Origin of the sequence: Acidaminococcus nyctereutis, from assembly GCF_052216985.1 — a bacterium.
Lineage (GTDB): Bacteria > Bacillota > Negativicutes > Acidaminococcales > Acidaminococcaceae > Acidaminococcus > Acidaminococcus fermentans_A.
The window spans coordinates 1-13,612 of record NZ_JBQOUY010000040.1 but is presented as its reverse complement, the minus strand read 5'-3'; the positions used below and the strand labels follow the sequence as shown (position 1 = coordinate 13,612).

General features: G+C 48.4%; 18 protein-coding genes and 1 pseudogene. All 19 read left to right on the top strand.

Annotated elements, in window-relative coordinates; translation table 11 throughout:
- Positions 1 to 405 (top strand): annotated as a pseudogene (locus ACTUHY_RS12150) (hypothetical protein); the annotation flags it as partial.
- Positions 406 to 421: 16 nt separating this feature from the next.
- Positions 422 to 1,369: a radical SAM protein gene (locus ACTUHY_RS12145; protein WP_442827904.1), complete on the top strand. Its 948-nt coding sequence runs from the start codon at positions 422 to 424 to the stop codon at positions 1,367 to 1,369.
- Positions 1,366 to 2,019: a hypothetical protein gene (locus ACTUHY_RS12140; RefSeq protein WP_045172474.1), complete on the top strand. Its 654-nt coding sequence runs from the start codon at positions 1,366 to 1,368 to the stop codon at positions 2,017 to 2,019. Before ACTUHY_RS12145 ends, ACTUHY_RS12140 begins: the two co-directional genes overlap by 4 nt.
- An 18-nt stretch (positions 2,020 to 2,037) precedes the next feature.
- Complete coding sequence (locus ACTUHY_RS12135; protein ID WP_014128898.1) at positions 2,038 to 2,334, top strand: hypothetical protein; 297 nt, start codon at positions 2,038 to 2,040, stop codon at positions 2,332 to 2,334.
- On the top strand, positions 2,319 to 2,636 hold the full coding sequence (locus ACTUHY_RS12130; RefSeq protein ID WP_176893531.1) for a hypothetical protein: 318 nt from the start codon (positions 2,319 to 2,321) through the stop codon (positions 2,634 to 2,636). Before ACTUHY_RS12135 ends, ACTUHY_RS12130 begins: the two co-directional genes overlap by 16 nt.
- Positions 2,633 to 3,187, top strand: a complete 555-nt coding sequence (locus tag ACTUHY_RS12125) for an N-acetylmuramoyl-L-alanine amidase family protein (RefSeq protein WP_442827903.1) — start codon at positions 2,633 to 2,635, stop codon at positions 3,185 to 3,187. Before ACTUHY_RS12130 ends, ACTUHY_RS12125 begins: the two co-directional genes overlap by 4 nt.
- Positions 3,188 to 3,302: 115 nt before the next feature.
- Positions 3,303 to 3,737 (top strand): peptidase M24, encoded by a 435-nt coding sequence (locus ACTUHY_RS12120; RefSeq protein ID WP_442827902.1) that lies wholly within the window; start codon positions 3,303 to 3,305, stop codon positions 3,735 to 3,737.
- 216 nt (positions 3,738 to 3,953) lie between these two features.
- A complete protein-coding gene (locus ACTUHY_RS12115; protein ID WP_442827901.1) occupies positions 3,954 to 4,142 on the top strand; it encodes a hypothetical protein in 189 nt (62 codons plus the stop codon).
- A 200-nt stretch (positions 4,143 to 4,342) separates the two neighbouring features.
- Positions 4,343 to 5,365 (top strand): hypothetical protein, encoded by a 1,023-nt coding sequence (locus tag ACTUHY_RS12110; RefSeq protein WP_442827900.1) that lies wholly within the window; start codon positions 4,343 to 4,345, stop codon positions 5,363 to 5,365.
- Positions 5,366 to 5,443: 78 nt separating this feature from the next.
- Positions 5,444 to 5,668, top strand: a complete 225-nt coding sequence (locus ACTUHY_RS12105; RefSeq protein ID WP_442827899.1) for a helix-turn-helix domain-containing protein — start codon at positions 5,444 to 5,446, stop codon at positions 5,666 to 5,668.
- Positions 5,665 to 8,022: a DNA methyltransferase gene (locus ACTUHY_RS12100; RefSeq protein ID WP_442827898.1), complete on the top strand. Its 2,358-nt coding sequence runs from the start codon at positions 5,665 to 5,667 to the stop codon at positions 8,020 to 8,022. Before ACTUHY_RS12105 ends, ACTUHY_RS12100 begins: the two co-directional genes overlap by 4 nt.
- 352 nt (positions 8,023 to 8,374) lie before the next feature.
- Entirely contained in the window at positions 8,375 to 8,503 is a 129-nt protein-coding gene (locus ACTUHY_RS12095) for a hypothetical protein (protein WP_442827897.1), read from the top strand.
- A 98-nt stretch (positions 8,504 to 8,601) separates the two neighbouring features.
- Entirely contained in the window at positions 8,602 to 9,675 is a 1,074-nt protein-coding gene (locus tag ACTUHY_RS12090; RefSeq protein WP_442827896.1) for a hypothetical protein, read from the top strand.
- A gap of 303 nt (positions 9,676 to 9,978) precedes the next feature.
- On the top strand, positions 9,979 to 10,170 hold the full coding sequence (locus ACTUHY_RS12085) for a hypothetical protein (RefSeq protein WP_441094303.1): 192 nt from the start codon (positions 9,979 to 9,981) through the stop codon (positions 10,168 to 10,170).
- A 1-nt stretch (position 10,171) separates the two neighbouring features.
- Positions 10,172 to 10,483 carry an rRNA biogenesis protein rrp5 gene (locus ACTUHY_RS12080; protein ID WP_442827895.1) on the top strand — a complete coding sequence of 104 codons (312 nt, stop codon included), beginning with the start codon at positions 10,172 to 10,174 and terminating at the stop codon, positions 10,481 to 10,483.
- Positions 10,473 to 11,603 carry a DUF2800 domain-containing protein gene (locus ACTUHY_RS12075; RefSeq protein WP_329777166.1) on the top strand — a complete coding sequence of 377 codons (1,131 nt, stop codon included), beginning with the start codon at positions 10,473 to 10,475 and terminating at the stop codon, positions 11,601 to 11,603. The genes ACTUHY_RS12080 and ACTUHY_RS12075 overlap by 11 nt, the downstream gene beginning before the upstream one ends.
- Positions 11,604 to 11,616: 13 nt before the next feature.
- On the top strand, positions 11,617 to 12,180 hold the full coding sequence (locus ACTUHY_RS12070) for a DUF2815 family protein (protein ID WP_105325846.1): 564 nt from the start codon (positions 11,617 to 11,619) through the stop codon (positions 12,178 to 12,180).
- Positions 12,181 to 12,192: 12 nt separating this feature from the next.
- Positions 12,193 to 12,381, top strand: a complete 189-nt coding sequence (locus tag ACTUHY_RS12065; protein WP_442827894.1) for a hypothetical protein — start codon at positions 12,193 to 12,195, stop codon at positions 12,379 to 12,381.
- A gap of 60 nt (positions 12,382 to 12,441) precedes the next feature.
- On the top strand, positions 12,442 to 13,612 hold a 1,171-nt coding region (locus ACTUHY_RS12060; RefSeq protein WP_473965314.1), incomplete at its 3' end, for a DNA polymerase family A protein.

Genomic DNA, 13,612 nt, shown 5'->3' with positions numbered 1-13,612 from the left:
GACTTGATCCTGGGGGATCATCCCAGGATGAAACTCTGGGACAGCTACAGCCTTTCCGCTGGGGACCGGGAACTGATGGCCAACCGGAAAGGATACCTGATTGATGGAGATCCGGAAGAACCCTTCACCCCGGAAGGTGATAAGGATTATATCGATTTTACCATCCAAAAGTACAAAGGAGATTTCTCTACGAAGGAGAAGCTAACCCGGGATATTGATGACGAAGAAGTCTTTGTAGAATCTTCTGCCGGCCTTGTGAACAACAGACGGGTAAGGCTTGTAAAGGGAACGGGCAGTTTCCGCCTGTATCCCTTTGGGTACGAAGGCCCGGTGAAGATTAAGCTGGGGAGAAAGTGGTACGAGGTGTGGAACGACTATCTGGTGTTTGTTGGAAGGCAGGGGTAATATGCAAAAAAACAAGATGGATTTGCCGACACAGGTTCAAATCACCCTTTATTTAGGTAGCCAGTGCAATCTCCACTGTGCCTACTGCCACCGGGAGGCTTCGGATGGGGAAGGGGGCATTTCAGAAGAATTTCTGGCAAAATTGAAACGGAATCCTCCTAGAGCCATCAAGTTCATGGGAGGGGAACCTCTGCTTTACATGAAGGAAATCCGGAAAGTGGTGGAAGCAGTGCCCCAAGCGAAGTTTGCGGTCAGCACCAACGGCATCGGCATCGAAAAGCACCTGGATTATTTCCGGGAGCATTACTTCCAAATCTGCATCAGCTATGATGGGGCAGAAAGGGACCTGCGGGGGTATGATCCTTTCACCGATCTATTGGATTACCCGGACCTGGCGGTTTCCACCACCCTGTACCATGGGAATACGGACCTGGGAGCCATTATGGCAAAGTTCCGGGAGAAGGAGAAAGTCATCGGACGGAACCTGTCCTTCTTCCCGCATCTCATGCATGTAACCAACGAGACCAACCGGAAGTATGCTCTGACCCGGGAGGACTATGATTCCATCCTGGAACAGTACAAGAAGTATGTGGGGTTGTATCTGTCCCGGTTCCGGAGGTTCGGCATCCGGGACAAGCAGTATGAAGGACTTTACCAAACCCTGGAACGGCGCAGGGAGGTTCAGTACATTTACGGAGAAACCTACTGCAGCAACCGGACCATCCGGAAGGTGGATGCTAAAGGACGGCAGTATCCGTGTCTTTATATCCGCCGCCAGGGGCTTTCCGATAACTGGTTGAAGGAACAGCAGGATCTCCTGGATGCCTTGAGTCCCGAATGCCGCCAGTGCTCTGTTTACGGCATGTGCGGCGGGGCCTGTATCGTCAGTCAGGAGCATGCTCAGGAGTGCCGGTTCTACAAGGCCCTCTACACCTGGTTCCAGAAGGAAGTGAACCGGCCATGAACCATCTCTTTATCTTCCCGGAGGCGGTGCAGACAACGGATACCATTTCCCTGGATCTGGAAGAAAGGCGACTGAGCTTCTCCTGCAGCAACAAACGAGTGGCCATCAACCTGGATGCCCTTCGGAGCGGGTCCTCCACGGTGATCCTGAAGAACCCCATCACAGGGTCCGTGTATCCCCTGTTCAACTTCCGGGAGATTCTCCAGGTGATGGATCTGGGGCCCCAGGAGCTGCTGCGGACTCTGAGTCTGTGCTCCTTTGTGCAGATTGACAAGTCCGGGAAGGATACCTTTATGAAGGTATTCCTGCCCAAGGGCCAGCCGGAACTCCGAAGCCGCACTCATGACTTCTCCCGTTTTCCTCATGTAGCCATGGCCGACCTCCACAAACTGGACCGGGCCTTTAGCTGGAGTGTGCATCATGTGAAGGCCCGGATCCATTACGGTCGGATCGAGGGAAGCCTGGTGTTTGAACGATCTGCCTTCTGGAAGGAGCCGGTTTATGTGAGCCACGCCGGCCAGACTCAGGAGCTGACCCAAGGGGAGAACTGGTTCTCCTTTGCCTGGAGTCCTACGGAAGACGTGTACTGCGGCACCGAAAAGGGACGGTACAAAGGCCGGGCTCTCCATGTTTCGGGAGATCGACGATAACAGAAAGGAGGGAAGACCATGAACTTCATTAGCTACACTTTTGTGAACGCGGTAATCAGTGCCCTGGCAGTCTTCGGGTGCTGGCTGATCCTGCGGCCACAAAAAATCGAGAACCAGGCGCTCCACAAAAGCATCGACAACAACACCAAAGCTCTGGAAGATTTGACGGGGCTCATCAACGAAATGCGGGTGGCCCAGGCAGGCATCGAGACCAATATCGACAACCTGTGGCACCGGTACAAGGACCTGAAGGGAGAAGTGGACCGCATCCACGATCACAGTAATCTGGGGAATCCGCCATGTTTGAAAAAGTAAAAGGGATACTGACTAAAGGCCTGGATGCGGTGAAAGCACGCCTGAACCAATTCCAGCAGCCCATCAAATGGATCGTCATAGGGTATCTTGTGACGGTCTTTCTTTTTGTGCTTTCCTACTATGGCTTCTGGCTGTATCTGGCGGTGACGGGGAAAATCCAGCTGCCGGACCTTCTGGCCATGGTGCGGGAACTGGTCGGGCCTGCCATGGTGGGGTTTGTCACCTTCATTGCAGGCTGCTTTGTGGATCTTGACGGGAACGGGATCCCGGATCATTTTGAAAAGGAGAAGGAGAAGAAATGAAGATTTTTATCAATCCAGGACATATGCCCGGTGTGGACAGCGGGGCTGTCAATGACAAATACGGCGTCACGGAAGCCGGTATCGTAAAGGAAATCGGGGCAGGGGTACAGCAGTACCTGAACCGGGTGGGCTATGACTGCCTGCTGGTCCAGTCCGACAATCTCTGCGGGGAGTCTCCCAACTATACCAACATTTGTGCCAGTGCCAACGGGTGGCAGGCGGACCTGTTCCTGTCCATCCACTGCAATGCGGCAGCTGCAGAAGAAGCCCAGGGGACGGAAACTCTGGTGTACAGCAGTGACAGTGCAGAAGTCTGCGGTCTGGCGGAATGCATCCAGAACCAGATTGTCCAGAGCCTGGGGACCGTGGACCGGGGCGTAAAGGAACGGCCGGGGCTGGCGGTGCTCCGGGAGACGGATATGCCGGCGGTCCTGGTGGAAACGGCGTTCATCACCAATGAGGAAGACGTGCAGCTCCTGATGGATCAGAAGGACGAATTTGCCCGTGCCATCGCCCGTGGGGTGACGGATTACATCGCCCGGAAAGGATGAGAGACCATGGACATGTGGCGGATCAGCGATGAATTTCTCTTAGGCTATCTTTTGGGCATTTTGTCCGGGGTGCTCCTTTTTACCCTGGTCATCTGAAGAAAGAGGGTGGGGATCATTGAGAAAAAGCGCCTGGTGCTTGCTGCTGTGCTTGTTGTTGTCCTTTCCGCAGGTCTCCTGGGCTTCTGGGTATACCATAACGGAAGAACAACTGACCCGGTTGGAAGCGAATATCACCGAGCTGCAGACCATCAACAGCAGATTACAGAAGGAATCCAGTCAGCAGAAGAAACGCATGGAGGAATTGGAAACGCAATTGACCGCAGCGCAGAGCGAATTGCAGAAAGCCAGGGAACAGTCCAGTCTGCTCGGGAGTCAGTTGAAAGAACTGGAAAGGACCTCGATCAGGCAGGAAGAATCCTTGCGGATTGCCAACGAATCCTTAGCCGCGTACGAGAAAGAAAACAATAGAACACAGAAAAGGCTGAAAGCCCAGCGGAACCTGGCTTACGGGATAGGGACAGTGCTGCTGGCGGCTTTGGTTCGGAAATGAAGAAAACCGTGGTGGGAAGCTCTCTGCCACGGTTCTTTTTTATTGCAGTCCCAAAATTTGCACACTGTCTATGTTATAATAACTGTATATGCAGGGAGAAGGGGAGATGGCTTTGAAAACGGTACGGGTTGTGGCGGCGCTGATTCTCAACCAGGATAAGGTCCTGGCCACCCACTTACCCGGGGCGCCTCAGAACTCCTGATCCAGGGGATTGAATTGGAATTTCCCATTGTCCCCTTTATCGGCGACTTCTACATCCAAAATGGAAAATGGGTAGTAGACCCCAAAGCCACCAATCCAGAGTTGAAGGACCTGAGGAAGGTGCTGGAAAACGTGTACCAGGTACTCCTGACCCGAAGCCGCAAAGGGATGCTTCTATATTTTCCAAGGGAATCGAAGGAGTGAAAACTGGAAGATATGTACTGGTGGTTTGCGGGGATGATGGAGATTGAATGAAAAAAGGTAGGAGGATTTGCCAAAATAATTGAGCTGACTTTAACAAAACACCCATTGGCACGGAATTTGGAAACAGCGAAGTGTATTGGGATCTACTCCCAATTTCAGAAAAATCATTAACGTAGAACGATCACAAGGAGGAAAACGAAATGGCAAGAAGGGCACCTTATAGCAATGTTAGGAAGACAAATCAAATACGGGCATCTCACGTGAAGGGCATGGGTGATGTGGTCTTTAAAGGATTTCAGTGCCTTAATCCTGAATGCACAGAGTTCATTTTTGTGCGTGAAGACGAGATTGGAGAAGATTTCAAGATCGTATGCCCTAAATGTGGATATGTCCATGAGTCTGGTGGAGAAACTAAATTCTATGATTATTCAATGGATGTAAATGACGACGAAGGTAAGCCTGTTTCTACGGCGCAAGGGGAATTTACTATTTTGCATGATGACTATATTGCAGAAGCTCAAGAATACAAATATTGCATTGTTTGTAACACATTAAAACCACTTGAGTTTTTTGATCACCATTCTGCAAGGACATCGGGAAGGCAAGGCGAGTGTCGTTTATGTAAGAAAGAATATAACGCTATCAAAAATGGCACAAGACTCACAGACCAGCATCGCGAAGCAGCTCAAAAACGTAGACTTCTTCTGGACGTAGCGGGATCACCTAAAATTAATAGCAAAGAGATAGAAGAACGTTATCATCATAAGTGTTTTAATTGTGGGAAAGATTTGAGCAACGTTGCTGATAAGCGCGAGAAACCACTTGATCACACACTGCCAGTATACTATTTATGGCCGTTGTCAACTGAAAATGCTACCTTGCTGTGTCGCACATGCAATGGAAATAAATCCGGTACTTGGCCGTCCAAATTTTATGATGATGCCCATCTGAAAAGACTTTCTATCTTGACAGGTTTTGACTATGATCTCTTGGCTGGCGAGCCCCAGTACAATCCAAAAGCAATCGAGGCTCTACACGATCCTGAAAAAGTCGATGTATTGCTAGAGAAGTTTGCTGCATACATGCCAGAAGTAATGAAACTCCGAAACAGGATTTTACGAGATACTGGTTTTGACTTTTTCTCTGTTTCACAGAGCATATCCGATGCTTATGTTCGAAAAGCCGACGAAATGTACCAGTCTGGAAATAAAGATAACGATTAGAATGCAATGTAAAAGTATTGCGATATTACTACTTTTATGGTAATATCGCATTTGACATATCGAAGTATGGAGGTAAAGATGGCTTTTACATTTAAACCTTTATGGAAGTTACTTATCGACAAGGATATGACCAAAAAAGAGCTTATGAGAGAAACTGGAATTTCCAAATCAACCATGGACAAAATGGGCAGAGGGGACAATGTTTCTCTTGATATCATAGACCGAATATGCAACCATTTTGATTGTAAAGTTGAGGATGTTTTGGAGCACTATAGGTCAGAAAACGAGGTAAACAAGGAATGAAAAAAACCTATAAAGCCGCTGCAGGAACATTTAAACTTAATAAACAGGAGCCGATTCATCGTTGGTATTCTTATTTAGAAGGGTATTCATCTTGTCTCGTTGAGGATGTTCTAAAAAGTGAAACTAACGATGACATCAAATCTGTATATGACCCCTTCTGTGGCACTGGAACGACACCAATGGTTGCGGCTAAGTATGGGTTGATGTCTTATTACAGTGAAACGAATCCTTTTATGAGACTGGTGATAGAGTCGAAAATAAACTCTGTCAAAAGACTGCGTGAATCAGGTTTTAAGGCTGAAGGCCTTCGACAACTGTTAAACACTGTTCATGACTATACCAAGCCAAATTCAAAAGATACTCCAACGTGGGACGGCTTTGAAAAATATTTTGAAATCAAAACATTGCGCCAGATTCTGGATATGAAAAATATTGTAAACCAGATTGAAAACGTAGATACCAGGCAGATTGCTAAGGTCCTTCTGGCTTCTATTATTGTTCGCGCATCGAAAATGAAAAGGCAGGGAGATTTACGTTACGCAAAAGAAGGAGAAAAATCCGAACAAGATCTTGATGTTATTACAAATTTCAAGAAAAAGATAGAAGAAGCAATTGATGATATAGAAAGCAACACGTGGCCTATTCTTTCAGAAACTGTATGCTTAGCTGAAGATGCCAGAGATATTACCATTAACGGAATCATTGACTGCGTTATTACATCGCCGCCATATCTTAATGGTACAAATTACGTAAGAAATACAAAGCTGGAGCTTAAGCTTTGCGATTTCATCAAAACCGAAAAAGATTTACCAGCGTTTCATTCTAAAGGAATTATCGCTGGAATTAATAATGTATCCAAACGCACATCAGGCTTTAGTATACCCGATTGTGTTACTCCCTACATAGAAAAGCTCGAACCAGTAGCTTATGACAAAAGAATTCCGCTGATGGTTGCAGGATACTTCAATGATATGGATAAGGTAATAGAGCGCTTATCAGTAGCCATGCGTGATGGTGCTCCTTTTATTATGGATATTGGTGATTCTCAGTTTGCAGGAGTGCACATTCCTACTCACGAGATACTTTCGCGTATTTGTGAGAAGCATGGTTTTACTTTGTGCCAACAGGAGATTCTTCGTAAAAGGCGTTCAAAGAATGGAATGACATTATCTCAGCGGCTTTTAAAGTTCAGATTACATAAAAATACGGGTGATGATCGATTTTATTTTGAAGCAAAACAGTTCATGGACGAGAAGCCGTATAAGAATTCTCCATACTCTGGACGAAACTGGGGACACCCATGGCATTCTTTATGTTCATATCATGGAAAGTTAAAGCCGTCTATTGCTCATTTTATGATAAGTGAATTCACATCCCAAGGGGACGTTATACTGGATCCTTTATGTGGTGTTGGCACGATTCCATTTGAAGCATGCTTGCAAGGAAGATTCGGCGTAGGAAATGACTTAAGCGAGATGGCTTATATCGTAACCAAAGCGAAATTAGAGCGCCCTCTGTTTGACGAGTGCAATAAAGTGCTTGCAACACTAACAGATTATATAAAGAATAATTTTGATGCAACATTCGTCAATGAGAGCATAGAAAAATATAAGCAATTTGGTTTTAATGGGAAGGTTGCAGATTATTTTCATCCTGATACTTTTCGAGAAATTTTATGTGCACGAAATTTTTTTGTTAATAAGATTAGCAATATTACAGCTGCTGAAGCCATGGTATATTCTTGCTTTCTCCATGTCCTACATGGAAATCGACCATATGCGCTTTCTCGGAGATCTCACCCATTAACTCCCTATGCCCCATCTGGTGATTATATTTACAAGAATGTATCAGAGCATATCAGGGAGAAGTTAACGCTTACTTATAATAAGGGTGACTTCGATCATTTCGTGCAAGGTAAAGCTGTGTTCGGCGACTACAGCCTTCTTAGAGATAATCCCGGCACCGTCGATGCGATTATTTGCTCTCCTCCTTTTGCTGATTCAATCAGGTTTTATATGCAAAACTGGATGAGACTTTGGCTTTGTGGTTGGGAAGAAGAAAATTATAAGGAGGCGGAGTCTGTTTTTTTGGACCAGAGACAGAAAAAGAATTTTGATGTTTACCTTCCTTTTTTTGAGATGTGCTCAATCGTTTTAAAACCTAAAGGGAGAGTAATACTTCATCTTGGAAAAACAAGTAAGGTAGATATGGCAGAAGAATTATCCAGACGGTCTACACAGTGGTTCAACGAAATTTACAGAGCGAATGAAGATGTGCAAGCTCTTGAAAAGCACGGAATTAAGGATAAAGGTGGCACAATTGATCATCAGTTTCTCTTTTTGCAAAAGAAATAAGGAAAACCATTCGAAATGCAAAAGTACAGAGTGGTATTATAGACGTTTGGTGCAGGGTTGAATTGAACTTTTCAACGATTCCACACTTTTTAGCGATAGCAGAAAGGGGTGTCGCTTTTGACTACAGCAACATCAGCAGTATATCAATTCAAGGCCGGAAGCACGCTTTAGCGTCCTGTCCTGAAACGCAGAAAAGCCCAGAAACAACGCGATTTTCGGGCTAACTGTGCACATGAACTTGGTATCAAAGATAAGAACTTAATAGAACCGCATTTGCCCGCCTTATGATAAGCAAGTATTCGTCCTTGATTTCGTTAATTCCTATTCTTCAGGGAAAGTAAAGGCAGGTACCATGGATGCAGAACTGCTGGATATAGCCCAAACCCATACTGATTTTACTCGGCAGGATATTTTGGATCGTAAGGAGCGCATTATAAATTCCTTTGTTTGTGCTTTGGAAAAGGCCGGGCTGATTAAGTGATTTTATTGGATTGTTAATCAATTACCGCTTCTGTTATTTTCTTTGCCCCGTATGTCAGGCAGCCTATGGCTGCACTTACAAAGCAAAGGAGAGTTAAAATGGAACGGTATTATGATCTGGTGATGGCGAATGCACTGCAAGAGTACGCCAGGAAAAGCGGGCTGCCCGGTGTTGCTCCGGAGGGTGTTTCGGAAGATGAGCGCTGGGAAGTGGCGAAAAGGGAACTTTCCGGATCCAGGCTGGGTGTTATTACGGAATGGGGATTCATCGATTTTGACCCCCGTGGGCTGAAGGATTTGGTGGGCGGAGAAGGAATGTCCTATGAAGAATACCTGGAACTGCAGAAGGCATCCGGGGATGAAGTAAGGCATGACCTGGAAAAAGCCTACTATGAAAATTGCTGGGTAGCCTGCAAAGGGCAGATCGAAAAAATCAACAAGGCCAAAGGCCGGATTTGCTTTGAGCGGGTTTATCTGGACATCTTTTCCTGTGATGGAAATGGATTCATGGGCAAGGAAGACCATGTGTGGATGGAATGCAGTGGTTTTGAATCCTACAAGGCCGGGGACAATTTGTCTTTTACCGCAGAAATCTATCGGTATGTGAAGACCGGGAACGGAAAGATGCTGGACTTCGGCCTGAGGAACCCCCAGGGCATCCGGAAAATCGGGGGGTATGATCTGCTATCGGATGAGGAACTGGAGCTTCAGGCTGCAGATGAGTTCATCTGCCGGGAACTTTGCCTTTACAAGGAGCATTGCTATGGAACGGCCTGCCTTGCCGATGCTGATTGGCGGAAAACGATGCGGAAAGAACTAAGTGGTTTGGAAAATCGGAAGGAATCCCGAGGGCATGTTGGGAGGCATAGGGAAATGAAGGTAAGATATATTGGTCCCAACCAAGGGGATGCTTTTACAAACAATAAAGTTTATGAAGTTATTGACGTGCAGGTTCCCTGGCTTCGTATCATAGATGATTCTGAAGAGGATTACATCTATTTGATCAATGAACCACGCCTGCTGGACAGTTCGGTTTCCGGAAAGTTTGAAATTGTAGAAGATGATGAAAAAGGTACTCTGCATCAGGCTTTTGAAGAATTAAGGAAACTGATAGCGGACTACAACAGCAGCAGCGCAGGCAGAAAAAGTCCCCTGAAACAAGTCGGCGAATAATAGAGAGAGTCAGCCAAGCAAGATTTTAAATCGTCGGACGAGAAAGAAATAAATAAGCAGATTTGCCAATTCATCCGGTATGGGATTTTGTCCTGTACCGGATTTTTTTTACCTCCAAAAATCATTGCCCTGCGCCGGGATGGGGTAGGGTATAGGAGCCATGGCAGCTTCTCATACCGGCTTTTGGTCTGCCAGAATTTTTTTTTTTTTACTTTTTTTGGAGAAAACGTCAGAAAAAGCATTCTCCCAAGGCTACAGAGTGGAGGGGAAAACGATACCAACCCTCAGGAAGGAGGAAAAGCCATGAAGCAAAGAGTAAGCATCAGCGTTTCAGCGGCAAAGGGTAGTAGGCATATTGCTGCCGTACGGTCTGTGTCCGTGCGGGAACGGATTCTGCGGTTCCTGCTGGGTGGGAAGGAAAAAGTAACCATCATCGTGCCAGGCGACTCCGTAGAGGAACTGGCCATCAGGGAAATTAACGAAGGAGGAAACTAAGGTGACGAAGGACAATCTTGAAAATCTTGCAAACGAACTGGCCAATTGCACAAAGACCCTGCTGCGGATTGTAGAAGCTCTGGAAAACGAGATGAACAATAGAACAGCAGAGCCGGAAAAGGTGATTCCAGAGCGGAAGGTCCTTTCTTTTGAAGAAGTCCGGAAAACGGCGGCTGACAAGTCCTGTCAGGGATTCACGGCAGAAGTGAAAGCCCTTATTGAAAAATATGGGGCGGAAAAACTCTCCAGCGTAAAGCCGGAAGACTATGAAGCCTTCATGAAGGAACTGGAGGAGATCAGCCATGCCGGATAAGCAGCATGCGGTTCTTTCCGCCTCGTCCAGCTATCGCTGGCTGGCCTGCCCGCCTTCTGCGTTGGAGTGTGCTAAGCGGCCGGACACCACAAGCGACTTTGCCCGGGAGGGTACGGATGCCCATACTCTCTGCGAATACAAGGTGAAGAAAGCCCTGGGCAGGAAGGCACAGAACCCTACGGGGACCCTCGACTATTACAGCGAGGAAATGGCTGAATGCACGGACGACTATGCCCAATTCGTTATGGAGCGGCTTGCGGAAGCAAAGAAAGAGTGCCAGGATCCCATCGTCCTTGTAGAACAGCGGTTGGACTTCTCGAAATGGGTGCCGGATGGGTTCGGTACAGGAGACTGTGTCATTGTGGCGGACGATACCCTGACCGTCATCGATTACAAGCACGGGCTTGGTGTGGAAGTCAGTGCGGAGAAGAATCCCCAGATGATGTGCTATGCCCTGGGGGCACTGGACATCTTCGACGGGATTTACGATATCCAAAGGGTCTCCATGACCATCTTCCAGCCAAGACGGGATAATGTCAGCACATACGAAATGACCAAAGGCGACCTGTTCCAATGGGCGGAGAAAGTCCTCAAACCCACGGCTGCTATGGCGGCTAAAGGCGAAGGGGAGTACAAGGCCGGGGACCACTGTCGGTTCTGCAAGATCCGGGCCACCTGCCGGAAACGGGCGGAGTATAACCTGGAACTTGCCAGATACGACTTCGCCATGCCGTCTACTCTCTGTGACGCAGAAGTGGAAGCCGTGCTGGAAAAGGCCGATGACCTTGTAGCCTGGGTAGGTGACATTAAGGACTATGCCCTGCAGCAAGCTCTATCCGGCAAGGCATGGGCCGGCTGGAAACTGGTGGAAGGCCGGTCCAATCGCCGGTATGTCAGTGACGAAGCCGTAGCCACCAAAGTGGAAGAAGCCGGATATTCTCCCTACGAAAAGAAACTCATGGGCATCACAGCCCTGACCCGCCTTCTGGGGAAACGAAGGTTTGATGAACTTCTGTCCGGCCTCATCGAAAAGCCCCAAGGCAAACCGGTCCTGGTACCGGAATCGGACAAACGCCCGGCTATGCATACCGCGGCAGAAGATTTTAGCAGTGAAAATTAAGGAGGAACGAACAATGAAACATTATGTAAACCCTTGCAAAGTCATTACCGGAGCAAATACCCGCTGGTCCTACGCCAACGTCTGGGAACCCAAATCCATCAACGGAGGAACCCCCAAGTACAGCGTGAGTCTCATCATCCCCAAGTCTGATACGAAGACCGTGGAAAAGGTGAAAGCGGCTATCCAAGCAGCCTATGAGGAAGGGCAGGGCAAGCTCAAAGGAAACGGCCGCATCGTGCCGAAGCTGGAAACCATCAAGAACCCGCTCCGTGACGGAGATCTGGAACGGCCTGGGGATGATACCTACAAGGACAGCTACTTCATCAATGCCAATTCTGCCACAAAGCCCGGCATCGTAGATTCTTCCTGCCAGCAGATCCTGGAACGGTCTGAAGTGTACAGCGGGGTCTATGGAAGAGCCTCCATCAACTTCTACGCCTTTAATTCCAACGGCAACAAGGGCATTGCCTGCGGCCTGAACAACCTGCAGAAGATTCGTGACGGGGAACCTCTGGGCGGAAAACCCAGAGCGGAAGACGACTTTGCTACGGCAGACGATGATGATTTCCTGGACTAAGGAGGAACTATAATGGAAAATATTTTGAAGTTGATTCTGGATTGTCTGTACTGTCTGGTTGCCCTGTGTGTTGGCGGCTTCTTTGTGGCCATGATCTACACGGATATCAAAAAGGACCAGCGGGATGAAATTGCGGCCCGGAACCGGGAGGATCGGGAAGCAGAATATCATCGCAAACAGATGGAATCCTTTCGGAAATAAGACGTGGTAAATGGTGGCGGCGGGGCCTTGTGCTTCGCCGCTTTTCTCGAGGTGAAACGTATGAAAACCATCAGTATCGATATTGAAACCTACAGCGATGTGAACTTAGCCAAATGCGGGGTCTATAAATATGCCGAGTCCCCGGATTTTGAAATCCTCCTTTTTGGCTATGCGGTGGATGGAAGAGAGGTGAAAGTAGTCGATCTGGCCCAGGGGGAAACCCTCCCGGAAGAGATTCTGGAGGCACTCACCGATGACTCCATCATCAAATGGGCCTTCAATGCCAATTTCGAACGGGTGTGCTTGTCCCGGTATCTGACGGATCTGGGGAGGAGCCTGGATCCCTTCCATGACCATCATCCGCTTTCTCAGGACTGTGCCATGTTCCTGAACCCGGCCGGCTGGAAGTGCTCCATGGTGTGGTCCGCCTATATGGGGTTGCCCCTTTCCCTGGAAGGAGTGGGGGCCGTGCTGAATCTGGACAATCAGAAGATGAAAGAAGGCCGGGACCTGATCCGTTATTTCTGCGTTCCCTGCAAGGAGACCAAGACCAACGGGGGACGGACCCGGAACTTGCCCCAGCATGCTCCCGACAAGTGGAATCTCTTCAAGAGCTATAACAAGCGGGATGTGGAAGTGGAAATGGCCATCCAGGAGAGGCTGCAGAAATATCCGGTGCCGGACACGGTGTGGGAAGAATACCACCAGGACCAGGAAATCAACGACCGGGGGATCGCCATTGACCTGGAGCTGGCCCGGCAGGCAGTGGCCATGGATGCCAAAAGCCGGGAGAGCCTGATGGCCGCTCTAAAGGAAAAGACCGGCCTGGAGAATCCCAATTCAGTCCTCCAGATGCTGAGATGGCTCGAAGCCCGTGGCCTAAAGTCGGACTCCCTGGGGAAGAAGCAGGTGAAGGAACTATTGAAAACGGCCCAGGAGCCTCTCCGCAGTGTGTTGCAGCTCCGGCAAAAGCTGGCCAAGTCTTCTGTGAAGAAGTACCAGGCCATGGAAATAACCGCCTGTCAGGACGGCAGGGCCCGGGGCATGTTCCAGTTCTATGGGGCGAACCGTACTGGACGGTTTGCGGGGCGGCACATACAATTGCAAAATCTTCCTCAGAACCATCTGCCGGACCTTTCAGAAGCCCGGGAGCTGGTGCGCCAGGGAAACTACGAGGCTCTGGAGCTGCTCTACGATTCTGTGCCGGATGTGCTGTCCCAGCTGATTCGGA

Coding starts and splice junctions, on each gene's coding strand:
- ACTUHY_RS12145 (WP_442827904.1), top strand. CDS start 422: ATGGATTTGCCGACACAGGTTCAAATCACCCTTTATTTAGGTAGCCAG.
- ACTUHY_RS12140 (WP_045172474.1), top strand. CDS start 1,366: ATGAACCATCTCTTTATCTTCCCGGAGGCGGTGCAGACAACGGATACC.
- ACTUHY_RS12135 (WP_014128898.1), top strand. CDS start 2,038: ATGAACTTCATTAGCTACACTTTTGTGAACGCGGTAATCAGTGCCCTG.
- ACTUHY_RS12130 (WP_176893531.1), top strand. CDS start 2,319: ATGTTTGAAAAAGTAAAAGGGATACTGACTAAAGGCCTGGATGCGGTG.
- ACTUHY_RS12125 (WP_442827903.1), top strand. CDS start 2,633: ATGAAGATTTTTATCAATCCAGGACATATGCCCGGTGTGGACAGCGGG.
- ACTUHY_RS12110 (WP_442827900.1), top strand. CDS start 4,343: ATGGCAAGAAGGGCACCTTATAGCAATGTTAGGAAGACAAATCAAATA.
- ACTUHY_RS12105 (WP_442827899.1), top strand. CDS start 5,444: ATGGCTTTTACATTTAAACCTTTATGGAAGTTACTTATCGACAAGGAT.
- ACTUHY_RS12100 (WP_442827898.1), top strand. CDS start 5,665: ATGAAAAAAACCTATAAAGCCGCTGCAGGAACATTTAAACTTAATAAA.
- ACTUHY_RS12095 (WP_442827897.1), top strand. CDS start 8,375: ATGGATGCAGAACTGCTGGATATAGCCCAAACCCATACTGATTTTACT.
- ACTUHY_RS12090 (WP_442827896.1), top strand. CDS start 8,602: ATGGAACGGTATTATGATCTGGTGATGGCGAATGCACTGCAAGAGTAC.
- ACTUHY_RS12085 (WP_441094303.1), top strand. CDS start 9,979: ATGAAGCAAAGAGTAAGCATCAGCGTTTCAGCGGCAAAGGGTAGTAGG.
- ACTUHY_RS12075 (WP_329777166.1), top strand. CDS start 10,473: ATGCCGGATAAGCAGCATGCGGTTCTTTCCGCCTCGTCCAGCTATCGC.
- ACTUHY_RS12070 (WP_105325846.1), top strand. CDS start 11,617: ATGAAACATTATGTAAACCCTTGCAAAGTCATTACCGGAGCAAATACC.
- ACTUHY_RS12065 (WP_442827894.1), top strand. CDS start 12,193: ATGGAAAATATTTTGAAGTTGATTCTGGATTGTCTGTACTGTCTGGTT.